This is a genomic window from Streptomyces griseosporeus, assembly GCF_014656055.1.
Lineage (GTDB): Bacteria > Actinomycetota > Actinomycetes > Streptomycetales > Streptomycetaceae > Streptomyces > Streptomyces griseosporeus.
In genome coordinates this window covers 798,708-820,554 of record NZ_BNBR01000001.1, presented here as the reverse complement: position 1 = coordinate 820,554, position 21,847 = coordinate 798,708, and the positions used below count along the sequence as shown (strand labels likewise).

Here is a 21,847-nt window from a genome sequence, read left to right as displayed (position 1 = left end):
CGGCCGGCATGACCGGCTCCGAGCCCGTCCCCACCGTGCTGGTGGGCGTCGACGACACCGCCCACACCTGGCACGCCGCGGACTGGGCGGCCGGTGAGGCGGCCCTGCGCGGCGGCCTGCTGAGGATCGTCCACGCCACGGGCACCGGCGCCCCGGACCCGCGCTCGCCGCGCGAGGACGACGACGCCGAGCGCGCCGCCGACAGCGCCGAGGGCCTGCTGGCCCACGCCCGGGCCAGGATCCTCGCCGCCTACCCCGGCCTCCTCGTCGACACGGTCCTCGTCTCCGGCCGGACCGCCCCGGAGGCGTTGCTGGCCGCGGGCCGGGACGCCGGTCTCATCGTGGTCGGCACGCGCGGGCGCGGCGGCTTCACCGGGCTGCTGCTGGGCTCGGTGAGCCTGAAGGTCGCCGCCCACGCGGACCGGCCCGTGGTCGTCGTCCGCGGGGACACCCGGCACGCCGCCGGACGCCCGGTCGTGACCGGCGTACGCGACGAACGGGACGAGGACGGCGTACGGTTCGCCCTCGCCGAGGCCGAACTGCGCGGCGCGCCCGTGCGGTTGCTGCACGCGTGGATGCCCCGGCCACGCAGCGGCCTGGCCGTTCCCCAGGCCGGCAGCCTCGACGACGAGAGCCGGGCGCACGCCCTGGTGCTGGAGCACACGTCGCGGCCCGTCGCCGAGTACCCGGGCGTGCAGGTCGGCACCGACCTCCTCGTCGGCTCGCCCGCCGCCGCGCTGGTGGAGGCGTCCGCCCGGGCCGGCCTGGTCGTCCTGCCCCGGCACCCCGTCGAGGGCCGGCTGGCGCTGCGCCTCGGGTCGGTCGTGCACGCCGTCCTGCACCACGCCGGCTGCCCGGTGGCGGTCGTACCCGTGCGGTAGACCCGGACGGACGGCACCCACGCCGAGTGGCGGATCTCATCCACCGTCTCCCAAGTACCGTCATGAGCAAGGGAGTTCGCAGGCATCGTCTCGGCCGGATTCCTCGACGCCGTCACCGCCGGGGGGCGGCCCGGCTGACCGCTGCCGGTGCCGGGCGCGGCGCGCTGGGCTCGGACAGGCGGCGCAGGCACAGCCAGGCCAGCGCCGGCATCGCGATCAGCGGGGTCAGCGCCCACCGCAGCGACGTCGCGTCGGCCAGCGCGCCGAGCAGCGGGCCCGCCAGACCGCCGACGCTCACCGTCAGACCGAGCGTGACCCCGCTCGCCGTGCCCATGCGTGAGGGGAGGTAGTCCTGCCCGAGGGTGACCTGGAGCGAGAAGGGCACGTACAGCCCGGCCGAGGTCAGCGCGAGGAACACCAGCAGCGCCGGGCCCGGCACGTACACCACACCCGCCACCGCGCCGACGGCCACGAGATACGACCACCGGCACACCGCGACCCGGCTGAACCGGTCGGCGAGGGCGCCGCCGAGGACCGAGCCGACGGCACCGCCGAGATACAGCAAGCACAGCGCCGCCGTGCCCGCGGCCGTACCGCCGCCGGTGCGCTGGGCGGCGTACAGCGAGACAAAGGTGCTCAGGCCGACGAAGACCACCGACCGGCACACCACCGCCAGCGACAGCCGCACGAACGCGGGTACGTCGTCCCGCCCCGCGTCCGCCGTGCCGCCGGCGGCGTCCGCCGGGTGCCGGGCCCGCGCGGCGCGCAGCACCGGGCGGCACAGCGCGCAGCCCAGCACCGCAGGGGCGGCCAGCAGCGGCGTCAGGCCCAGGCCGCCCGTGCCGACCACCGCGGCGACCAGCAGCGGGGCCGCCGCGAAGCCCAGGTTGCCGCCCAGCGCGAACCAGCCCATCGCCCGGTGACTGCCCCCGCTCACCCGCCGCGCGGTGCGCGCCGACTCCGGGTGGTAGGCGGCGATCCCCAGCCCGGACACGGCCACGCACAACAGCGTCGGCAGGTACCCGCCCGGCAGCCCGCTCAGCGCGATGCCCGCCCCCGCGAGGAGCGTGCTCAGCGGCAGCAGCCACGGCATGGCCCGCCGGTCGGTGAGCAGCCCGAACACCGGCTGGGCCACCGAGGACAGCAGGGACGCGGCCAGCACGATCCCGGAGGCGGCGGCATAGCCGTAGCCCCGCTCGGCGACGAAGAAGGGGACCAGGGAGGCCACGGCGCCCTGATAGACGTCGACGCAGGCGTGTCCCACGGAGAGCGGCACGACGCCCGGCGCCCGCCCTCGGAACGGTGTTGTCCTTCGCACGCCGCCATCGTCGGCGGCCACCGGGCTGTCGTACTTCCGTTAATCTGCCAACCGATGCCGCAGATCCGCCACGAGCCCGTCGCCCCCACCCGCACCCAGCGGCTGGCGCACGGCGCCGCGATCGACGCCCACCGGCACGACGACCACCAGATCGTCCATGCCGGGCGCGGTGTGCTGACCGTCACCACCGGCGCCGGCACCTGGATCGCGCCGGGCGACCGCGCGATCTGGGTGCCCGCCGGGACCGTCCACGCCCACCGCGCCCACGGCGACATCGCCCTGCACCTGGTCGGGCTGCCCGCCGACGAGAACCCCCTCGCCCTCGACGAGCCGACCGTGCTGGCCGTCAGCCCCCTGCTGCGCGAACTGATCGCCGCTTACACCCGCACCCCCGACGACGGCAGCCCCGAACGGCGCCGGCTGCGCGCCGTCCTCCTCGACCAGCTGCGCGCCTCGCCGCAGCAGCCGCTCCACCTGCCCGCCCCGACGGTCCCGCTGCTGCGGGCGCTGTGCGCCCTGCTGGAGGAAGACCCGGCCGACGGCCGCACCCTCGCCGAGCTGGGCCGGGAGGTCGGCGCCAGCGACCGCACGCTGTCCCGGCTCTTCCGTGCCGACCTCGGCATGACGTTCCCGCAGTGGCGGACCCAGCTGCGGCTGCACCGCGCACTGGTCCTGCTGGCCGAGGACGTGCCGGTGACCGCCGTGGCGCACCGGTGCGGCTGGTCCTCCGCGAGCGCGTTCATCGACGTCTTCCGCCGCGTCCTCGGCCACACGCCCGGGGAGCACCGGCCACGCACCCGCTGACCCGCGGGGGAGCCGAGGGGGAGTCCCGGCTCAGTTGGTCAGGCCGTGCAGGAGCAGTTCGCTGAGGTGGGCGTAGGCCTGCGCGTCGGTCAGGCCCGTGGCGGCCGCGACCTGGCGGCGCTGGATCCGCACCATCACGGACGTGATCACGTCGGCCGCGAAGGTCACGTGCACCTCGCGGAAGGCGCCCGCCGCCGTGCCCTCCTCGATCAGCTCCTGGACGCGCCGGGCGGCGGCCCGGGTGTTGCGGTCGTAGACCTCGGCGGCGGGCTCGAAGTCCGCCAGGTCGTCGAAGAACCGCGCGGAGGCGGGCGCGAGTTCCGCCGAGACCGCCCGCAGATAGGCCGCGAGCCGGCGCGCGGGCTCGGTCTCGGCGGCCAGCGCCGCCTCCACCCGCTCGGTGGCCCGGCGGAAGAACTGCACCACCGCGGCCCGCACCAGCTGTTCCTTGCTGCCCGCGAGGCCGTACAGCGTGCGCTTGGAGCAGTGCAGCCGGGCGGCGAGATCGTCCAGGGTCAGATGGGCGAACCCCTCGGCCACCAGCAGGTCGGTCAGCTCCTCGAACAGCTCGGAACGGCGCTGGGCGCCCCGTCCGGTGGGCTTCGGGCTCTCGGTCGCCGACGTCTCGATCACCCGGCCAGTATTCCAAGCCACCGCTTTCCGCTACGCTAAACGGTACTGCCGTACCTCTCTCAGTACCGTTTGGGTACGCGTACCGCTTGGAGTCGCCGTGGACGTCGACCGCCTGCTCCCCACCCCGGAGGCCGCGGATCTGATCGCCCTCACCAGGGAGATCGCCGACAAGGAACTCGCCCCCCGCGTCGAGGAGCACGAGAACGCGGAAACCTATCCGGAGGGGCTCTTCGCCACCCTCGGCCGGGCCGGACTGCTCGGCCTGGTCTACCCGGAGGAGTACGGCGGCGGGGCCCAGCCGTACGAGGTGTACCTCCAGGTCCTGGAGGAGCTGGCCACCCGCTGGGCCGCCGTCGCGGTCGCCACCAGCGTGCACACCCTCGCCTGCCATCCGCTGTACGCCTTCGGTACCGAGGCGCAGAAGGAACGCTGGCTGCCCGCCATGCTGGCGGGCGAGGCGATCGGCGGCTACAGCCTCTCCGAGCCGCAGGCCGGCTCCGACGCCGCCTCCCTCACCTGCAAGGCCGAGCCCGTCGACGGCGGCTACCGCGTCACCGGCACCAAGGCGTGGATCACCCACGGCGGCAAGGCCGACTTCTACGCCCTCTTCGCCCGCACCGCCCCCGGCACCCGCGGCGTCTCCTGCTTCCTCGCGCCCGGCGCCGCCGACGGCCTCACCTTCGGCGCCCCCGAGCGCAAGATGGGCCTGCACGCTGTCCCGACCACCGCCGCCTACTGGGACGGCGCCGTCCTGGACGCCGACCGGCTCATCGGCGCCGAGGGGCAGGGCCTGCAGATCGCGTTCAGCGCGCTGGACTGCGGCCGGCTCGGCATCGCCGCCTGCGCCACCGGCCTCGCCCAGGCCGCTCTGGACACCGCCGTCGCCTACGCCAACGAGCGCACCGCGTTCGGCCGCCGCATCATCGACCACCAGGGCCTCGGCTTCCTCCTCGCCGACATGGCCGCCGCGGTCGACTCCGCCCGCGCCACCTACCTGGACGCGGCCCGCCGGCGCGACCGCGGCCGGCCCTTCAGCCGGCAGGCGAGCGTGGCCAAGCTGGTCTGCACGGACACCGCCATGAAGGTGACCACCGACGCCGTGCAGGTCCTCGGCGGGTACGGCTACACCCGCGACTTCCCCGTCGAGCGCTACATGCGGGAGGCCAAGATCATGCAGATCTTCGAGGGCACGAACCAGATCCAGCGGCTGGTCATCAGCCGCGGCCTCGCCGCCTGATCGCCCCGCCCCACCATCCGCCGAGGAGTTCACCCTTCATGGACATCGCAGGATCCGCCGCCCTGGTCACCGGCGCCGCCTCCGGGCTGGGCGCCGCCACCGCCGCCGCCCTCGCCGCCCGCGGCGCCACCGTCTACGGCCTCGACCTGGACAAGGCCGTCGAGCAGGCCGGCCCGGCGCCCGACGGGGTCACGCTGCTGCCCGCCGACGTCACCCGCGAGGAGCCCGTCCAGCAGGCGCTCGCCCGCATCGAGGCCGACGGCGCCGAGCTGCGCCTCGCGGTCAACTGCGCGGGCATCGCCCCGTCGGCCCGTGTCGTCGGCCGTCGCGGCCCGCACGACCTGGACCTGTTCCGCACGGTCGTCGACGTCAACCTGGTCGGCACCTTCAACGTGATGCGCCTCGCCGCGGCGGCCATGACCCGGCACGAGCCGGACGCCGGCGGCCAGCGCGGGCTCATCGTCAACACGGCGTCCATCGCCGCCTTCGAGGGCCAGATCGGCCAGATCGCCTACGCCGCCTCCAAGGCCGGCGTCGCCGGGATGACCGTCACCGCCGCCCGCGACCTCGCCCAGTACGGCATCCGCGTCGTCACCGTCGCCCCCGGCATCGTCGACACCCCGATGATGGCGGGCTTCAGCGAGGAGGTCCGGGCCGGTCTCGGCGCCAGCGTCCCCTTCCCGCAGCGCCTGGCCCGCCCCGAGGAGTACGCCCGCCTGGTCACCATGATCGCCGAGCACGACTACCTCAACGGCGAGACGATCCGCATGGACGGCGCCCTGCGGATGAGCGCCCGCTGAGGAGTATCCGGACCTTCGCGGTGCGGACAGCCCGACGGGGCCGGAGCGGTGTGCGCTCCGGCCCCGTCGTGGGTGTTCCGGTGTGTCAGGCGGCCACGGTCTCCGCGGCGTGCCCGCGCAGGCGGGAGACGACCTCGGTCAGCTGGGCGGCGACCTCGGCGTCGTCGGCCGGGTGGGTCTCGGCGAACCGGGTCAGGGAGCCCGGGATGGACAGCTTGATGTCCTCGATCACCTTGCCGCCGGCGATACCGACCGCCTTGCGGGCCTCGTCCTGCGCCCACACACCGCCGTACTGGCCGAACGCGGTGCCGACCACGGCGACCGGCTTGCCGCCGAAGGCACCGGCGCCGTACGGGCGGGACAGCCAGTCGATGGCGTTCTTCAGGACGGCCGGGATGGTGCCGTTGTACTCGGGGGAGAACAGCAGGAAGGCGTCGGCGGCCTGCGCGGCCTCGCGCAGCTTCACGGCGGCGGCCGGGACGCTGCCCTCGACGTCGATGTCCTCGTTGTAGAAGGGCAGCTCGGCCAGGCCCTCGTGCAGCACGACCTCGGCGCCTTCGGGAGCCAGCTTCACGGCCGCCTCGGCGAGCTGGCGGTTGGTGGAACCGGCACGGAGGCTGCCGACGAGCGCGAGAATGCGAACAGACATGGAGAACTCCCAGGGGCTGAAACAGGGCCGTTACGATCCGGACCGAGGTCCGTTTAATTTCTAACATCCTAAACGGACCGCGGTCCAGTTCTGTTCCCGATGCTTTACGCTGATTTCATGTCGACCGCTCTGCCGCCGCTTCCCCCGCACGACGAGCGCGCCGCCGGACCGGATCTGCTCCAGCTCGGCGCCACCGAGGACGAGCCCTGCCTGCGGGCCGACGCCGCCCGCAACCGGGCGAAACTGCTGGACGCGGCCGCCAGGCTGATCGCCGAGCACGGCGCGGACGGCGTGACCATGGAGGCCGTCGCGGCGGCGGCCCAGGTCGGCAAGGGCACGGTGTTCCGCCGGTTCGGCGACCGCACCGGACTGCTGACGGCCCTCCTCGACCACTCCGAGCGCAAGTTCCAGGCCGCCTTCCTCGGCGGCCCGCCCCCGCTCGGCCCCGGCGCACCCCCGGTGGAACGGCTGCACGCCTTCGGCCGCGCCCTGCTGCGCCGCACGGTGGAGGAGCTGGACCTCCAGCTGGCCGCCGAACCCAGCCCCGACCGCCGCTTCAGCGTCCCGGCCCGCCGGGTGCTGCACGGCCACATCGCGCTGCTGCTGCGCCAGGCCGTCCCCGAGGCGGACTGCGAACTCCTCGCCCACACGCTGATGGCCCAGCTCAACCCGGCCCTCGTCCACCATCTGGTCCGCCAGTGCCAGATGCCGGTCGAGCGGCTGGAGGCCAACTGGACGGACCTGGTCGCCCGGGTGACCAAGACCCGCTAGGGGTCCGCCGCACCGCGGCTCAGTCGTGGGCGGCGAACATCGCCACCAGCCCTCGCGGCGCGTCCGCGCGGAACAGCAGCGCCGCGCCGCGCGCCGACTCGGCCGCCGCGGCCTCGCTGCGCGGGAACAGCGCCTCCTCGTACGCCGCCAGAGCCGCCTCGGTGTCCCCGGGGTGCCCGGCGAGCGCGAGTCCCAGTTCGGCGCCGTCGAGCAGCGCGAGGTTGGCACCCTCCCCGGCGAACGGCGACATCAGGTGGGCCGCGTCGCCCAGCAGCGTCACGCCGGGCACCCGGGGCCAGCGGTGGCCGGCCGGCAGGGCGTGGATGCGGCGCGGCACCAGCGGCCCGTCGGCGTCGGCGACCAGCGCCCGCAGGGTCTTGTCCCAGTCCCCGAAGTGCTCCAGCACGGCCGCCTTGGCCGCCTCGGTGTCGGTGAAGTCGATGCCGTCGAGCCAGTCCTCGGGCGCCTGGACGGCGGTGTACACGTGCAGGCTGCCGTCGCTCTCCCGGTGCGCGAGGAAGCCCCGGCCCGCGCCGAGCGCGAACAGCATGCCGCCGCCGACCACCCCGGCGCTCGCGGGGTGCCGTACGTCCGCGTCGAGCAGGTCGGCCTCCACGAAGGACACGCCGGTGTAGGCGGGCCGCGCCCGCGACACCAGTGGCCGGATCCGTGACCAGGCGCCGTCGGCTCCGACCAGCAGGTCCGTGGTGAACGTGGAGCCGTCGGCGAGCGTCACCTCGTGCCGCCCGTCGCCCAGCGGCCGCGCGGCGGTCACCTTGGCGCCCCAGCGGACCGTGCCCCCGGGGAGCGAGCCCAGCAGCAGGTCGCGCAGGTCGCCGCGGTCGATCTCGGGCCGCCCGCCGGTGCCGTCGTCGGGCTCCTCGCGGTGCACCCGGCCGTCCCGGTCGAGCACCCGCAGGGCCTCGCCGCCGCGGTGGACCCGCGCCCGGAAGGCGTCGTACAGCCCGGCCGCGCGCAGCGCCACCTGCCCGGACTCCTCGTGGATGTCGAGCATGCCGCCCTGGGTGCGGGCGGCGGGGGAGGGGTCCAGGTCGAACAGGGCCGCCTCGATGCCGTGCACGTGCAGCACGCGGGCGAGCGTCAGGCCGCCGAGCCCCGCGCCGACGACGGCTATGGGGTGGTGGGGGGTGCTGGTCATGGCGTGTCTCCTTCGTGCGGCCGGGTGGTCCGGGGCGTCTCCTCGGGTACGGCGGTCCGCTCGATGCCGCTGATCAGCGCCTGGAACGCCCAGGACAGCCGGGCCGCGGGAGCCCCCGAGAGCAGCGGCCCGGCGAGAGCGGCGATGTGCGGGTGGGTCCCGGCGTCGGCGCCCCGGAGGGCGCGGCGCAGCGCGTCCCACTCGTCCTGGCCGGCCGCGTCCGGCCCGCTGTGTTCGGCGGCGGTCGCGGTGGCGTGCTGCAGGAGCAGGTCCACACCCCAGGCCGCCTGAGCGGGCGGCACCCCGCCCTCGTCGAGCAGCGCGAGCAGCGTCTCGACGAGGTTCAGGTAGTGCGGGCCGCTGGGGCGGGCGGTGAGTGCCGCGCGGGCCAGGTCCGGGTGGTCGAACAGCACCTCGGTGTACATGCCGAGGACCTGCTCCAGGCGCTCCCGCCAGGTGCCCCCCGTGGGGGCCGGCCCGACCGTGCCGAGCAGCTCGTCCAGGACGGCGGCGTGCAGCTCGTCGGTGTTGCGGACGTAGACGTACAGCGAGGCCGGGCCGGTGTCGAGCTCCTGGGCCAGGCGTCGCATGGTCACCTTGCGCAGCCCCTCGGCCCGCAGCACCGCCACCGCGGCGGCGACGATGCCCTCCCGGGACAGGGCGGGCTTGGCGGGCCGCTCACGGCGGCTGCGGGGGGCGGGGTGGCTCGCGGTCATGCCGTCCACCGTAACGAACATGTTCGGCACGAACAAGTTCGTAGCGAACGTGTTCGTGAAAATCTCGTCGGGCACAGTGCGCGCTTGCTGTCCGCCCTGCCCGGAATGCCGCCCCTCGGTTCTGCCAAGATGCGGAGTGTCATGGTGCAGATACCGAACACGCCCCCGTCCGCGTCGCCCGCACCCCGCTCCGTGCCGACGAGCGCCGATGTCGCCCGGCTGGCCGGCGTCTCGCGCGCGACCGTCTCCTACGTCCTGAACAACACCAGCGCCGTCAGGATCAGCGAGCCCACGCGCCGCCGCGTCCACGAGGCCGCGCGCGAACTCGGCTACGTCCCCCACGCCGCCGCCCGCAGCCTGCGCGCCGGACACAGCCGTATGGTCCTCATGCCCGCCCCGGCCATCCCGATCGGCCCGCTCTACGGCCGGTTCATCAACGAACTCCAGTGGGCGCTCGGCCGCCTCGACTACACCGTCGTGCAGTACGGCACCGTCGCCGTCCAGGGCGACGAGGCGGCCCGCGCCTGGGCCGAGCTGCGCCCGGTCGCCGTGATCGTGCCGGGCGCCGGGCTCGGCCCGCAGGGCGTGACCGTCCTCAAGCGGTCCGGCGCCCGCGCCGTCGTGACCCTCGGCCCCGCCTCCGTCGAGGGCGCGCACGCGCTGCTCATGGACCAGGCCGCCGTCGGCCACGCGGCCGCCGCCCACCTCCACAGCCGCGGCCGGCGCCGCATCGGCGTCGTCGTCCCGGAGGAGGCCGGCCTGGAGACCTTCTCCCGGCCCCGCCTCGACGGCGCCCGCGACGCCCTGCGCGGCACCGGCGCCGCCATCACCGAGCTGCCCCTCGCCTACACCGAGGAGGCCGCCGCCCGGCTCGCCGCCCGCTGGGGCGACCTCGGCCTGGACGCCGTGTTCACCTACAACGACGAGTACGCGATGCTGCTGATGAGCGCCCTCCAGGACACCGGCGTGCGGATCCCCGAGGACACCGCCGTCATCGGCGCCGACGACCTGATGCTCGGCCGGCTGCTGCGCCCCCGGCTGAGCACCGTCCACATCGAGCTGCCCTCGGGCCGCGACCTGGCCGCCCTCGTCGACCGCGCGGTACGCAACCCGGGCGCGGCACCCGAGACCCACCGGGTGCTGGGGGCGTCGGTCGTCCCGCGCGAGTCCACCTGAGGCGTCAGGCGGGGCCGGGCCGGACACGCCACGGGCGGACACGCCGATGACGGACATGCCGCGGGCCCGCACCGGTGCGACACCGGACGCGGGCCCGTACGGAAGAGCCGGACGTCTTACTGAGGGTTCTGCTCGGCCTGCCCCTGCCCCTGCTGGGCCTGCTGCTCCGCGATGGACTTGCGTACCTCGTCCATGTCCAGCTTGCGGGCCTGGCCGATGACGTCGGCCAGCGCCGCCTCCGGCAGCGCGCCCGGCTGGGCGAAGATGGCGACCTGGTCGCGCACGATCATCAGCGTGGGGATCGACTGGATCCCGAAGGCGGCGGCCAGCTCCGGCTGCGCCTCGGTGTCCACCTTGCCGAACACCAGGTCCGGGTTGTCCTCGGCGGCCTTCTCGTAGACCGGCGCGAACGTACGGCACGGCCCGCACCAGGACGCCCAGAAGTCGATCAGGACGAACTCGTTGTCCGTGACCGTCTGGTCGAAGTTCTCCTTGGTGAGCTCCACGGTGCTCATCGTGTGCATCCCTCATTCCTGGTGTAGGGGGTGACGCCGTCCCGCACAACGCGACCGGAGCACCGCCTATTCCGTCGATATCCGGCGCGCGTACCCATGTGGCCGCAGCGCACACCACCCGGAAGACTGACCCCATGACGGAAACGGAAACCATCGCGTACGACGTCGTGGTGCTCGGAGCCGGGCCCGTGGGGGAGAACGTCGCCGACCGCACCCGCGCGGCCGGCCTGTCCACCGCGGTCGTCGAGAGCGAACTGGTCGGCGGCGAGTGCTCCTACTGGGCCTGTATGCCCAGCAAGGCCCTGCTCAGGCCGGTCATCGCGCGCGCCGACGCCCGCCGCGTGCCCGGCCTGGCCCAGGCGGTGCAGGGCCCCCTCGACGCGGCCGCGGTCCTCGCCCACCGCAACGACTACACCTCCCACTGGCAGGACGACGGCCAGGTCCGGTGGCTGGAGAGCGTCGGCGCCGACCTCCACCGCGGCCACGGCCGCCTCACCGGCCCGCGCACCGTGACCGTGACCGGCCCCGACGGCGTACGGCGCGTGCTCACCGCCCGGCACGCCGTGGCCGTCTGCACCGGAAGCCGCGCCCAGCTGCCCGGCCTGCCGGGCCTCGCCGAGGTACGGCCCTGGACCAGCCGGGAGGCCACCAGCGCCCAGCACGTGCCGGGCAGGCTGGTCGTCGTCGGCGGCGGGGTCGTCGCCACCGAGATGGCCACCGTCTGGCAGGCCCTCGGCTCCCGGGTCACGGTCCTGGTGCGCGGCAAGGGCCTGCTGAACCGCATGGAGCCGTTCGCCGGCGAACTGGTCGCCGAGGCGCTCACCGAGGCCGGGGCCGACGTCCGCACCGGCACCTCCGTCGAGTCCGTGAGCCGTGTCGACGGCACCCTGGTGGTCGTCACCGACCGCGGCGACCGCATCGAGGCCGACGAGATCCTCTTCGCCACCGGGCGCGCCCCGCGCACCGACGACATCGGCCTGGAGACCGTCGGCCTGGAGCCCGGCTCGTGGCTGGAGGTCGACGACAGCCTGCGGGTCACGGGCACCGACTGGCTGTACGCGGTCGGCGACGTCAACCACCGCGCCCTCCTCACCCACCAGGGCAAGTACCAGGCCCGGATCGCCGGTGCCGCCATCGCCACCCGCGCCTCGGGCGAGCCGCTCGACGAGGCCGAGCCGTGGGGCGCGCACGCCGCGACCGCCGACCATCACGCCGTACCGCAGGTCGTCTTCACCGACCCGGAGGCCGCGGCGGTGGGCCTGTCGCTGGCGGAGGCGGAACAGGCCGGGTACCGGGTGCGGGCGGTCGACGTCGAGCTGTCGTCGGTGGCGGGCGCGGGCCTGTACGCGGACGGCTACAAGGGCCGCGCGCGGATGGTCGTGGACGTGGAGGGGGAGATCCTGCGCGGGGTGACCTTCGTCGGCCCCGGCGTCGGCGAACTCATCCACTCGGCGACCGTCGCCGTCGCCGGGCAGGTCCCCGTCGACCGGCTGTGGCACGCGGTCCCGGCGTACCCGACGATCAGCGAGGTGTGGCTGCGGCTGCTGGAGGCGTACCGCGGCTGACGCGCGCCGGGTGCGACGGCGTACGCGCCCGTCTCACCCGGGCAGGCCGAAGCCCAGCTCCCGGGCCGCCGCCTCGGGCGTCGGCTGGTTCCAGCGCTCGGCCATCGCCTGGTGCGAGGACAGGGAGCGCGGCTCGGCCCGGTCCAGGTAGAGCACGCCGTCGAGGTGGTCGGTCTCGTGCTGGACGATCCGCGCGGGCCAGCCCGCGACCACCTCGTCCAGCGCCCGGCCGTGCTCGTCCTCGCCCCGCAGCCGTACCTCGGCGTGCCGGGCCACGACGGCCTGCCAGCCCGGCACGCTCAGGCAGCCTTCGAAGAACGCGGCACGGGCGGGGCCCACGGGCTCGTACGACGGGTTGACCAGGACCCGGAACGGCAGCGGCACCCGCCCGCGGGCCACGCGCACCTCATCGGGCACCGGCGCCGGGTCCTCCAGCACCGCGATCCGCAGCGCCACCCCGACCTGCGGCGCGGCCAGGCCCACGCCGGGCGCGGCCCGCATGGTCGTGCGCAGTGCCGCCACGAACCGGGCGAGCAGGCCGGGGCCCAGCTGCCCCTCGTACGGCTCGGTGCCCTGGCGCAGCACCGGATCGCCGGCCGCGACGATCGGCAACGGGCCGCCGGCCGCGAGGAGTTCCTCGACCTGCTCGACAAGGGGCGCACGCTCACGGTCGGATGCCATCACGCCAGCATGCCACGCCGTGCGCCCCGGTCCGGACGCGATGTCAGTCGCGGTCGAAGTCCCCGGCGAGCGCCGAGGCGATCCGCAGGTGCGGCTCCGCCTCCTCGGCGCGGCCCTGCCGCTGGAGCGTGCGGCCCAGCATCAGCCGGGCGTAGTGCTCCACCGGGTCGCGCTCGACGATGACGCGCAACTCGGACTCGGCGCGGCTCAGTTGGGCCGAGTGGTAGTAGGCGCGGGCCAGCAGCAGCCGCGGTCCGGTCTGCTCCGGCACCTCCTCGACCAGCCCGCTCAGGACGCGCGCCGCGGCGGCGTAGTCCTTGGCGTCGAAGAACAGCCGGGCGCGCTCCCAGCGCTCCGCCGGTGTTCCGTGGCCGTAGTACGTCGTGTCCACTCGGGGCCTCCTTCGTTTCGAGGCCGACAACCGGGACGGGTTGTTGAATATTCCACTACCGATGGGGGTCGGAGTGGGTGGCTCTAGGCGCGGGCGGCCAGCTCGGCCTCGGCCCGCTCGGTCACATGGGCCAGCACCCGGCCCGCGGCAGCGCGGTCCTCCGGGGAGAGGCCCGCCCAGATCCGCGCCGAGATCTCCTGGACCTCGGCGGAGTAGGCGTCGTACACCGCGCGGCCGGAGGCGGTCAGCCGGATCCGCGACGGTCCGTCGGCGGCGAGGAACCCCCCGGCGAGGAGCTCGTCGACGAGCCGGTGCGCCTCGGCGGTGCCGGTCCTGATCGAGCCGGTGACGCCGTCGGCGATCTCGTCTCGTGTGACCGGGCCGTCCGCCAGAGCGGCGAAACGGAGGGCGGTGTTCTGCGCGAAGGTGAGGTCGTAGCGGGACAGCACGCTCTCCAGGACGGCGCGGGCGGCGTAGTGGGCCAGGCCGAGGGTGCGGGCGTCGGCGAGGGGTGCGGTGGTGGTCATGACTGCTCCTCGGTGATGGGGGAGACGGACGGATCGGACGCGGTGCGCGGTGCGAGCGGGGTGTCGAGCAGCGTCATCAGGGTGGCCGTGAACTCGCGGGTCCGCGGGCTGTCGGGCCCGCCCAGCGGCTCCAGCCACCCGGCCATCAGCTCCTGGACGACCTCGATCGCCCGCCGGGTTGCCTCCTGGCCCCGCTCGGTCAGCGCGAGCTGGACGGCGCGCGGGTCCTGCGGATCGCGGGTGCGCTCCAGCAGCCCGTCGCCTTCGAGGGCGCGGGCCAGCTTGGACACGTACAGCGGCTCCAGCCCCGTGTGGTCGGCCAGCCGGCGCTGGCTGGGCCGCTCGCCGGCGCGCTGCATGCCGTACAGCGATGCCGCCAGGGCGTACTTCGCGTGCGTCAGCCCCAGAGGCGCCATCGCGCGGTCGACGGCGACGCGCACCTTGGTCGACAGGCGCCAGACGAGATACCCGGCGGTGGGCTCGGCCCCTTCGCTTTCCTTGCTGCTGCTCATGACGGATACAGTACATGGCTACTGTAGCCATGGCTACTATTTTCTTCGAGGAGCGCGGACTGCCCCCGCCGCGCGGCGGGGGCAGCGGACCGGTCAACCGCCGGAGCAGACGCTCCCGTTGAGGCGGAAGGCCGTCGGATCGGGGTTGGGTCCGTCATTGGCGCCGACGAAGCCGAACGACACCGTCGACGCGCCGTCGGCGGCCAGCGGCCCCGAGCCTTCCGGAGCGGTGACCCGGACGTGCCGGCCGGTCTGGCCGAACGAGGCGTTCCAGCCGGACGACACGGACTGGCCCTCGACCGGCCAGTCCCAGTCCACGGTCCAGCCGGTGATCGGGGCGGCCGAGAGGTTCCGCACGGTGACCGTGGCCACGAAGCCGTTGCCCCAGCCCGTGTCGCGGTGGTACGTCACCGCGCAGGCGGCGTCGGACGGCGTGCCCGTGGTGAAGGTCAGCGGATCCGACGGGGCGGAGAACCGCCCCGAGGCGTCGGACGCCAGCACGTTGACCGTGTGGGTACTGCCCGCGGGCAGGTTCCGCAGCGTCACCGACGTGCCCGTGCTCTCGCCGACCACCCACGTGTGCGCGCCGTCGCGCTCCTGGACCAGATAGCGGCCGGCGCCGGACGCCCCCGCCCAGGACAGCCGCGCGGTGGTGTCCGTCACCGCCTCCAGCCGCGGTGTGCCCGGCGTGCCGGCCGCCGAGGTGCCGGTGCCGGCCTGCGGGGCGAGCGTGACGGTGATCATCCCGTACGGCGGCACGGTGACCCGGGACGCCGACGCCCCGCTGCCGGTGACGTCCGTGACGCCGGTGTCGCCGCGCGCGTAGCGGCGGACCTCGGGGGCGGCGGCGGACGGGGTGAAGCCCGCGTAGGTGAGGCCGACGCTGCGCGCGGCGTCGGGGTTCTTGTTGATGAGCAGCACGCTCAGGCGCCCGTCGCGGCGGTGGACGGCGTGGGCGGAGACGTCCCGCGCGGAGGAGGCGGCGGCGACCATCGTGTCGCCCGCGGAGCCGAGTTCACTGGTCATCTTCATGCCGTGGTACGGGTGGAACGGCGTGTTCGGCGCCGGCTCGCAGACGGTGCCGGTGCATCCGCCGCTGGAGAGCATCCCCATGTCGCCGTAGTCGGTCTCCCCGTCGACGGTGGTGATGCGGTCCGCGCCGTTGTGGGTGTTCCACCAGTCGACGTTGAACACGCCGTTCTCCAGCGCCGTCATGAACGCGTCCGCGGCGAACAGCCCGTTGGGGCGCGCGGTGAGCTGCGCGCCGCCGGTGTTGGTGTTGACCTCGGTGAGGGCGATGCCGATGCGCGGGGAGTCGGCGCCCGCGTACCGGTCGAGCTGGTTGCGCACCTCCCGCAGTTCGCCGGGCAGCCTGCTCAGGCGGTCCAGGGCGGCGTCGGCGCTGGTGTCGGAGCCCCCCGCGTACCAGTGGACGCTCACGAAGTCGATGACGTCGGTGACTTCGGAGAGCACGGTGTGGTTCCAGTCGCCGGCGTCGCCCTCGCCGACGACGCCGTCCGGCCAGTTGCCCGGCGCGGTGAGGACCGCGCCGATCTTGACGGTCGGGTCGACGGCCTTCATGGCGGCGGCGTAGGCGCGGACCTGACGGGCGTACTCCCGGGGGCTCTTGTCGGCGTGGTCGTCGTGCTCCCAGCCGCTGCCGTAGTGGCCGTTGCCGTAGATCTCGTTGCCGATCTCCCAGAGCTTCGCGCCGTAGCCCTTGGTGATGTTCGCGTACCGGACCCAGCCTGCCGCCTCCTCGGGCGTGCCCGAGCCGTAGTTCGCGATCAGGATCGGCTGGGCCCCGGTGGCGCGGACCGTGCCCATGAAGGCGTCGAAGCCGGTGCCGGGGGCGACGTACCCGCCGGGCGCGGTGTGCGTCTCCCAGTGGTAGATGTCGGCGTACGAGCCGCCCGGGTACCGCATCGCCCCGACGCCGGCCGCCTTCATGAGGGAGGCGACCTCGGGGTCGTTCATGTGCGCGTCCCAGACGGCGGCGTTGACGCCGCGCGCCGTGCCGGACAGGCGGCCCAGCGCCGCCTGCGTGTTGACCTGGACGTCGACGTCCGCGGCGGGCGTCTCCTGCCCGGCGGCCGAGGCGGCCGACGCGACTCCGGCGGTCCCGACGGCGCCGAGCGGGGACAGCAGGGCCAGCGCGGCGGCCAGGGCGGCGGCGGTGCGGGTGAGGTGACGGGGGTGCCGGGCGCGGGCGCGGCGGGATCTGTGCGGTAAGGCCATGGGGGTCCTTCCTCGGGGGCCGGCCGTACGGAGCGCTGGTGTGAGAGCTGGTGTGGGAGCGCTCCCATGATGGGAGGGGCATGATGCTCTGTCAACGGACGGGACACCTGAGCCGAGGCGGGGCCGGGCGCTGTTGAGCGGGCGGCCGGCGGGGGAGTATCTCTCTTGCCACCGGTGAAACCGTTCACCGGGCGGCTGGGGGAGGGCGCTGTGGACGCAGCTGTTGCCGGAGTGGTCGTCGCCTTGTGTCTCACCGTGTGGGACCTGCTGCGCCTGTGGCTGCGCGAGCCGCCCCGCTGGACCGACCGGCTCGGCCTGGCGTTCTGGGGCACGGTGAGCGTGCTCGCGGCCGAGCGCTGGGGCCCGCACTGGCTGGTGGTGGTCGCCTGGTCGGTCACCGGGTTCTGCATGCTGGGCGCTGTCGCGGCCGCCGCCGTCGGGGCCCTCCCCACCGTCCCGGTGGTCGACGCGGCGCAGCTGCGGCAGCGACTGCTCGCGGCCTGCGGGCCCGACGGCCCCGAGACGACCACGGTGGGCGTCTCCAGTACGGGATTCGTCGCGGTCCGCACGACCGGCGCGCCCTCGCACGTCCTGGCCGCGCGGCTGGAACGCGGCTGCCCTTTCTGCCTCGTGGAGGAGATCCTCACCGAGGTCGGCCAGGACGCCGAACAGGCCGTCGAGCGCTATCGCGGCGAACGGTCCCGCGGCGTCAACGCCATGGCGGTGCTGACCCGGACCGCGCCGGACGCCGGCCGGCGGGCCGACATCCTCCCCATGACCGGCAACCGCAAGCCCTTCCGGACCGCCTGCGCCACCCACGCCCTGCCGTGACCGGCCGGCCGCCACCCGTCCCCTGACCTGCCTGCTCTCACCACCCGTGCCCTGCCCTGACCCGCCTGTCGTGACCTGCCTGCCGTGAGGGAGCCCGCCGGTGCTGTCCGTGCTGCTGACTGTCCTGGGAGCCTTGCTCCTGCCGGTAGCCGTGCTCATGCTGATGCTCGGCAGGGGGTGGCTGTGGGGCCCCGACGCGCTGTCGCTGCGCTGGCGGCTCTTGTACGGGCTGACCCTCGCCGCGCTCTTCGTCCTGGTAGGCCTGGCGCTGTGGCCCGACGCGCGCTGCGGGGTCGACTGCGAGCCGGTGGTGACGCCGGTGTACCCGTGAGGACGGCGGGGTGGCAGGAATCCTGCCCGGCCGGCCGGCCCGCCGCCCGACGGCACGCCCCGTGCGCCATACTCTCCCGATGGGTTCACGCACACTCCGGATCAGCCCGCCGATCACGATACGGCGGGCTGTCGCGCGCGATGCCAGACGGCTCACGCGGATCGTGCGTGGCTCAAGCGCCTACGAGGGCAAGTACGCGGCCGCGGTCGCGGGCTACCGGGTCGGGCCCGACTACATCGAGGCCCACCGCGTCTTCGCGGCCGTAGGCCCCGACGAGCAGGGAGACCGGGTCCTCGGGTTCTACTCGCTCGTCCTCACCCCGCCAGAGCTCGACCTGCTGTTCGTCGCCGACGAAGCGCAGGGACGGGGCATCGGACGGCTGCTCGTCGCACACATGCAGGCCGAGGCCCGTGCCGCCGGGCTCGACCGCGTCAAGGTCGTCTCGCATCGTCCCGCCGAGGGCTTCTACCACCGCGCCGGCGCAGTGCGCACCGGGACCGCGCCCGCGAACCCGCCCGCCGTGCCGTGGGACCGCCCCGAATTCGAGTTCCGCGTTCCTTCGGAATGAGGCGGTGGGCCGGGGGCCGTCGGCGGGCGTCCGTGGCGCGGAGAGGTCGGGCTGCTGCCCTGCCGCCCTGTGGAACTGCTGGGGAGAGGCAGCCGACGTCAAAGAGGACGCCCAGCTCGGCTTGGTGGGCGCCTGCTCCAGGCAGCGACAGAGAACTGTCACCTGCGCCGGCAACTCGGTGACCGCCAGGCGGTCGTGCGCGTGCTGCCGGCGCACACGCCGCCCGGCAGGCAGCCGTGTCAGCCGGCGCAGGCGCACCCTGCGCCCGCCTTGGCCTCGGCCAGGGTCTGGGAGGAGTCGACGGCCTGCTCCTCGGGGGTGCAGCACGCGGTCGTACCGCAGCAGGCGTCCGGGGCGGTGCCGGCCTTTTCCAAGGTGTCGGCATCGCCCTTGACCACGTACACCTCCCACGGCTCCTTGCCCGGACCGGTCACCCACACCTTGTCCTGCAGGGCGTAGCAGCAGGAGGTGTCGTTCTCCTCGAACGTGGCCAGGCCCGCTTCCTTGAGCCGGGTTGTGGCGGCGGAGACTTCCTCGGTGCCGGCGACCTCGACACCGAGGTGGTCGAGGCGGGTCTCCTCGCCCGTCTCGCCCTCGATGAGGACGAGCTTGAGCGGGGGCTCGGTGACGGCGAAGTTGGCGTAGCCCTCGCGCCGCTTGGCGGGTTCGGTGCCGAAGAGCTTGGAGTAGAAGGCGATCGAGCCTTCCAGGTCGGCGACGCGCAGGGCGAGCTGGACTCGGGACATGGCGGTCTCCCATCACAGACGACGCTGTATCGACGGCTGTCGATGCAAGCGAGGTTGCCACTTGGATAGACAGACGTCAACATAGGGACATGTCGAAACAAGCTGTTCTGCCGCTGCTCGGTCAGGACGCGGCGTGCTGCGCCCCGATGGTCCGCGAGCCGCTGGGTGAAGTGGACGCAGCCGAGCTTTCGCGGATGTTCAAGGCGCTGTCGGACCCCATCCGGCTGCGGCTGCTGTCCCTGATCGCCTCGCACGAGGGCGGGGAGGCGTGCGTGTGTGACCTGATCGGCCTGTTCGACGTCTCCCAGCCGACCATCTCCCACCACCTGAAGGTGCTGCGCGAGACCGGACTCGTCGGCTCCGAACGACGCGGTACCTGGGTGTACTACTGGGTGCTGCCCGAGGCCCTGGCCAAACTGTCCGCCCTGCTGCAGACCCCCGCCGTGCCGGCGGAGGCCTCCGCGTGAGCGCCCCGGTGCCGCTGGTGCGAAGGGCGGCGGCTGAAGCCGTCGGCACGGCGGCGCTGGTGGCCGTGGTGGTCGGCTCCGGGATCCAGGCCGGTGAACCGACCCGCGACGTCGGCCTCCAGCTGCCGGCCAACTCCCTGGCGACCGTCTTCGGTCCGGGCGTGCTCATCGCCCTGCTCGGCCCCGCGCCTGGTCCTGGTCGCCTTCACCTTCGGGCGCCCGGCGCCCGCAACCGGGGACGAGGTCGTCGTCCCGCACGGCGAGCAGCATCCCGCCAATCCCGTCCGACCTGCTGAAGGAAGCACCGTGTCCTCATGAGCACTCCCGCCGCCCCCTCCGTGCTGTTCGTCTGCGTGCACAACGCCGGCCGCTCCCAGATGGCCGCCGCCTTCCTCACCCACCTCGCCGGAGACAAGGTCCAGGTCCGCTCCGCCGGCTCCGCCCCCGCCGACGCCGTGAACCCCGACGTGGTGGAGGCCATGAAGGAGACCGGCATCGACCTCTCCGCCCAGATCCCGAATGTCCTCACCGCCGAGGCCGTGCAGGCCTCGGACGTGGTCGTCACGATGGGCTGCGGGGATGCCTGCCCGTACTTCCCCGGCAAGCGGTACCTGGACTGGAAGCTCGACGATCCCGCCGGACAGGGCGTCGAGGCCGTCCGGCCGATCCGCGACGAGATCGAGCGACGCATCCGCGGCCTGCTCGCCGAGCTCGGCATCGAGGTGACGGCGTGAGCACGGCCACCGGCGTACACGTCGCGGCGATGGAGCCGGAGCACGCCACGGCCGTACTGGAGATCTACCGGCTCGGCATCGACGAGCAGAACGCCACCTTCGAGACCGCCGCTCCGGCCTGGGAAACCTTCGACGCGGCCAAGCTGCCCGAGCACCGCTTCGTCGCATTGGACGCCGACGGACAAGTGGTGGGCTGGGCAGCCGTGGTGCCCGTGTCCGACCGGTGCGCGTACGCCGGAGTGGTCGAACACTCCGTCTACGTCCACCCCGATGCCCGCGGCAGGGGTGTCGGTCTGGCCCTGCTGACCGCTCTGATCGCCTCCACCGAGGCCGCGGGCATCTGGACGATCCAGTCCGGCATCTTCCCCGAGAACACCGCCAGCCTCGCCCTGCATCAGCGGGCCGGGTTCCGGGTCATCGGCACACGCGAGCGCATCGGCCGCCACCACGGCCAATGGCGCGACGTGGTCCTGGTCGAACACCGCAGCCCGGCCATCGGCTGAGCCGCCCCACGTCCCCTCCGGGACTGGCCCGCTCCAGCTCGGCGGCCAGGGGAGCGGTCTCCCATCGAGATCCGCCGCCGGGGCGTATGGATGACGGCTCCGGTGTTTTCCCTAGGTCAGCGCACCCTCCCGCGCGGCTTCAACGGGGTCGCGGGCAGCTCGGGTGCCGCCAGGGGACGTCCGTCGTAGCCCTTCACCTCGCCGAAGCGGGTGCCCGTCATCCAGTCGGCGCGGGCCTGCTCGATCTCCTCCTGGGTGCGGCCGACGAAGTTCCACCACATGATCAGCTCCTCCTCGAACGGCTCGCCGCCGAGGAGCATCACGTCGGCGTCCGACTCGGCGCGCAGCGGTAGTTCGGTGCGGCCGCAGCCGAGGTAGAGCATCGAGCCGGGCAGCACGGGCACGCCGTCCACGTGCACCTCGCCCGACATCGACAGCACCCCGTACTCGAAGTCCGGCTCCAGGGGCAGCCGTACGTCCGTGCCGCGGGCGAGCGCGAGGTCGGCGCCGACGATCGGGGTGTACGCCGTACCCGGTGACGTGGCGCCGTCGAGGGCGCCGAGGATCACGGTCGCCGTGAGGCCCGGCGCGGTGACCGTCGGCAGTTCGGCGTGGTGCTCGAACTTCGGGTCGGTGTGGCGGTGGGCGTCCGGCAGGGCGACCCAGAGCTGGGCGCCGTGCAGGAAACGCGCGTGCGAGCGGGGGCTCTCCTCGGAGTGGCTGATCGCCCGGCCGGACGTCATCAGCCCGAGCTGCTTCGGCAGGATGGTCTGCAGGCTGCCCGTGGAGTCCCGGTGCAGCACCTCGCCCTCGTGGAGCCAGCTGACCGTCTGCAGGCCCATGTGCGGATGCGGCGGCACCTGCATGCCGGGCTCGTCGGCGATGTCGTCGGGTCCGTAGTGGTCGACGAAGGCCCAGGCGCCGATCATGCGCCGGCCGAGGTTCGGCAGCAGCCGGCGTACCTCGGTGGACTCGCCGAGTCTGACGCGGCGAGGGCTCAGCAGCTCGCGGACGGGCTCGGCGACGACGAATCCGCGGCCGCCGCACACGCTCGGTACGGGCGCGCGGTCAAGGTTGCTCATGCGGCAAACCTA

At 74.1% G+C, this 21,847-nt stretch carries 26 protein-coding genes and 1 pseudogene; 14 read left to right on the top strand and 13 right to left on the bottom strand.

Annotated elements, in window-relative coordinates; translation table 11 throughout:
- The first annotated feature begins 8 nt into the window (after positions 1-8).
- Complete coding sequence (locus IE308_RS03705; protein WP_190216558.1) at positions 9-881, top strand: universal stress protein; 873 nt, start codon at positions 9-11, stop codon at positions 879-881.
- Positions 882-993: 112 nt separating this feature from the next.
- Here the strand turns inward: IE308_RS03705 and IE308_RS03700 are convergent, their stop codons facing one another.
- Positions 994-2,199 carry an MFS transporter gene (locus tag IE308_RS03700; RefSeq protein WP_190216557.1) on the bottom strand — a complete coding sequence of 402 codons (1,206 nt, stop codon included), beginning with the start codon at positions 2,197-2,199 and terminating at the stop codon, positions 994-996.
- Between the two features lie 54 nt (positions 2,200-2,253).
- On the opposite strand from IE308_RS03700, the gene IE308_RS03695 reads away from it, so the two are divergent.
- Positions 2,254-3,003 (top strand): AraC family transcriptional regulator, encoded by a 750-nt coding sequence (locus IE308_RS03695; RefSeq protein ID WP_190216556.1) that lies wholly within the window; start codon positions 2,254-2,256, stop codon positions 3,001-3,003.
- A gap of 30 nt (positions 3,004-3,033) precedes the next feature.
- Here the strand turns inward: IE308_RS03695 and IE308_RS03690 are convergent, their stop codons facing one another.
- Positions 3,034-3,636, bottom strand: a complete 603-nt coding sequence (locus IE308_RS03690) for a TetR/AcrR family transcriptional regulator (protein ID WP_110634121.1) — start codon at positions 3,634-3,636, stop codon at positions 3,034-3,036.
- A gap of 97 nt (positions 3,637-3,733) precedes the next feature.
- Here IE308_RS03690 and IE308_RS03685 point away from each other — a divergent pair, with 97 nt between their 5' ends.
- Positions 3,734-4,873 (top strand): acyl-CoA dehydrogenase family protein, encoded by a 1,140-nt coding sequence (locus IE308_RS03685; RefSeq protein WP_110634124.1) that lies wholly within the window; start codon positions 3,734-3,736, stop codon positions 4,871-4,873.
- Between the two features lie 38 nt (positions 4,874-4,911).
- Positions 4,912-5,673 carry an SDR family NAD(P)-dependent oxidoreductase gene (locus tag IE308_RS03680; RefSeq protein ID WP_190216555.1) on the top strand — a complete coding sequence of 254 codons (762 nt, stop codon included), beginning with the start codon at positions 4,912-4,914 and terminating at the stop codon, positions 5,671-5,673.
- An 85-nt stretch (positions 5,674-5,758) separates the two neighbouring features.
- On the opposite strand, the gene IE308_RS03675 is transcribed toward IE308_RS03680, so the two are convergent.
- A complete protein-coding gene (locus tag IE308_RS03675; protein WP_110634129.1) occupies positions 5,759-6,322 on the bottom strand; it encodes an NADPH-dependent FMN reductase in 564 nt (187 codons plus the stop codon).
- Positions 6,323-6,439: 117 nt separating this feature from the next.
- On the opposite strand from IE308_RS03675, the gene IE308_RS03670 reads away from it, so the two are divergent.
- Entirely contained in the window at positions 6,440-7,093 is a 654-nt protein-coding gene (locus tag IE308_RS03670) for a TetR/AcrR family transcriptional regulator (RefSeq protein WP_110634133.1), read from the top strand.
- A 19-nt stretch (positions 7,094-7,112) separates the two neighbouring features.
- On the opposite strand, the gene IE308_RS03665 is transcribed toward IE308_RS03670, so the two are convergent.
- Together IE308_RS03665 and IE308_RS03660 are read right to left on the bottom strand one after the other, a co-directional pair.
- Entirely contained in the window at positions 7,113-8,252 is a 1,140-nt protein-coding gene (locus IE308_RS03665) for an FAD-dependent oxidoreductase (protein ID WP_190216554.1), read from the bottom strand.
- Positions 8,249-8,968: a TetR/AcrR family transcriptional regulator gene (locus IE308_RS03660; protein ID WP_190216553.1), complete on the bottom strand. Its 720-nt coding sequence runs from the start codon at positions 8,966-8,968 to the stop codon at positions 8,249-8,251. The genes IE308_RS03665 and IE308_RS03660 overlap by 4 nt, the downstream gene beginning before the upstream one ends.
- A 141-nt stretch (positions 8,969-9,109) precedes the next feature.
- Between IE308_RS03660 and IE308_RS03655 the strand changes: the two genes are divergently transcribed.
- Entirely contained in the window at positions 9,110-10,144 is a 1,035-nt protein-coding gene (locus IE308_RS03655) for a LacI family DNA-binding transcriptional regulator (protein WP_229908687.1), read from the top strand.
- A gap of 116 nt (positions 10,145-10,260) precedes the next feature.
- On the opposite strand, the gene trxA is transcribed toward IE308_RS03655, so the two are convergent.
- Positions 10,261-10,668 (bottom strand): thioredoxin, encoded by a 408-nt coding sequence (trxA, locus tag IE308_RS03650; RefSeq protein ID WP_190216551.1) that lies wholly within the window; start codon positions 10,666-10,668, stop codon positions 10,261-10,263.
- 125 nt (positions 10,669-10,793) lie between these two features.
- Between trxA and IE308_RS03645 the strand changes: the two genes are divergently transcribed.
- The gene (locus tag IE308_RS03645) at positions 10,794-12,224 is read left to right on the top strand and encodes a dihydrolipoyl dehydrogenase family protein (protein WP_190216550.1); all 1,431 of its coding nucleotides are present in this window, start codon (positions 10,794-10,796) and stop codon (positions 12,222-12,224) included.
- A gap of 33 nt (positions 12,225-12,257) precedes the next feature.
- Here IE308_RS03645 and IE308_RS03640 read toward each other — a convergent pair whose 3' ends face one another.
- From IE308_RS03640 to IE308_RS03620, 5 genes are all read right to left on the bottom strand, one after another.
- A complete protein-coding gene (locus tag IE308_RS03640; RefSeq protein ID WP_110634145.1) occupies positions 12,258-12,905 on the bottom strand; it encodes a peptide deformylase in 648 nt (215 codons plus the stop codon).
- A 43-nt stretch (positions 12,906-12,948) separates the two neighbouring features.
- On the bottom strand, positions 12,949-13,296 hold the full coding sequence (locus tag IE308_RS03635; protein ID WP_190216549.1) for a tetratricopeptide repeat protein: 348 nt from the start codon (positions 13,294-13,296) through the stop codon (positions 12,949-12,951).
- Positions 13,297-13,379: 83 nt separating this feature from the next.
- A complete protein-coding gene (locus tag IE308_RS03630) occupies positions 13,380-13,823 on the bottom strand; it encodes a MarR family winged helix-turn-helix transcriptional regulator (RefSeq protein WP_110634150.1) in 444 nt (147 codons plus the stop codon).
- Complete coding sequence (locus tag IE308_RS03625; protein WP_190216548.1) at positions 13,820-14,335, bottom strand: MarR family winged helix-turn-helix transcriptional regulator; 516 nt, start codon at positions 14,333-14,335, stop codon at positions 13,820-13,822. Before IE308_RS03625 ends, IE308_RS03630 begins: the two co-directional genes overlap by 4 nt.
- 93 nt (positions 14,336-14,428) lie before the next feature.
- Positions 14,429-16,573 carry a cellulose binding domain-containing protein gene (locus IE308_RS03620; RefSeq protein WP_190216547.1) on the bottom strand — a complete coding sequence of 715 codons (2,145 nt, stop codon included), beginning with the start codon at positions 16,571-16,573 and terminating at the stop codon, positions 14,429-14,431.
- Between the two features lie 210 nt (positions 16,574-16,783).
- Between IE308_RS03620 and IE308_RS03615 the strand changes: the two genes are divergently transcribed.
- The 3 genes from IE308_RS03615 to IE308_RS03605 all read left to right on the top strand — a co-directional run bounded on the left by IE308_RS03615 (position 16,784) and on the right by IE308_RS03605 (position 18,303).
- Positions 16,784-17,404, top strand: a complete 621-nt coding sequence (locus IE308_RS03615) for a hypothetical protein (protein WP_190216546.1) — start codon at positions 16,784-16,786, stop codon at positions 17,402-17,404.
- Positions 17,405-17,537: 133 nt separating this feature from the next.
- Complete coding sequence (locus IE308_RS03610) at positions 17,538-17,735, top strand: hypothetical protein (protein ID WP_190216545.1); 198 nt, start codon at positions 17,538-17,540, stop codon at positions 17,733-17,735.
- 79 nt (positions 17,736-17,814) lie between these two features.
- Complete coding sequence (locus tag IE308_RS03605) at positions 17,815-18,303, top strand: GNAT family N-acetyltransferase (RefSeq protein WP_190216544.1); 489 nt, start codon at positions 17,815-17,817, stop codon at positions 18,301-18,303.
- 239 nt (positions 18,304-18,542) lie between these two features.
- Here IE308_RS03605 and IE308_RS03600 read toward each other — a convergent pair whose 3' ends face one another.
- On the bottom strand, positions 18,543-19,049 hold the full coding sequence (locus IE308_RS03600) for an ArsI/CadI family heavy metal resistance metalloenzyme (RefSeq protein WP_190216543.1): 507 nt from the start codon (positions 19,047-19,049) through the stop codon (positions 18,543-18,545).
- 89 nt (positions 19,050-19,138) lie between these two features.
- On the opposite strand from IE308_RS03600, the gene IE308_RS03595 reads away from it, so the two are divergent.
- The 4 genes and pseudogenes from IE308_RS03595 to IE308_RS03585 all read left to right on the top strand — a co-directional run bounded on the left by IE308_RS03595 (position 19,139) and on the right by IE308_RS03585 (position 20,753).
- Complete coding sequence (locus tag IE308_RS03595; protein WP_190216542.1) at positions 19,139-19,516, top strand: ArsR/SmtB family transcription factor; 378 nt, start codon at positions 19,139-19,141, stop codon at positions 19,514-19,516.
- Positions 19,513-19,710, top strand: a pseudogene (locus tag IE308_RS36755) (aquaporin family protein); the annotation flags it as partial. The gene IE308_RS03595 and the pseudogene IE308_RS36755, both read left to right, overlap by 4 nt.
- A 120-nt stretch (positions 19,711-19,830) precedes the next feature.
- On the top strand, positions 19,831-20,250 hold the full coding sequence (locus IE308_RS03590) for an arsenate reductase ArsC (RefSeq protein WP_190216541.1): 420 nt from the start codon (positions 19,831-19,833) through the stop codon (positions 20,248-20,250).
- Positions 20,251-20,279: 29 nt separating this feature from the next.
- Positions 20,280-20,753: a GNAT family N-acetyltransferase gene (locus tag IE308_RS03585; RefSeq protein WP_190217354.1), complete on the top strand. Its 474-nt coding sequence runs from the start codon at positions 20,280-20,282 to the stop codon at positions 20,751-20,753.
- A 116-nt stretch (positions 20,754-20,869) separates the two neighbouring features.
- Here the strand turns inward: IE308_RS03585 and IE308_RS03580 are convergent, their stop codons facing one another.
- Entirely contained in the window at positions 20,870-21,835 is a 966-nt protein-coding gene (locus tag IE308_RS03580) for a pirin family protein (protein ID WP_190216540.1), read from the bottom strand.
- Between the last annotated feature and the right edge of the window lie 12 nt (positions 21,836-21,847).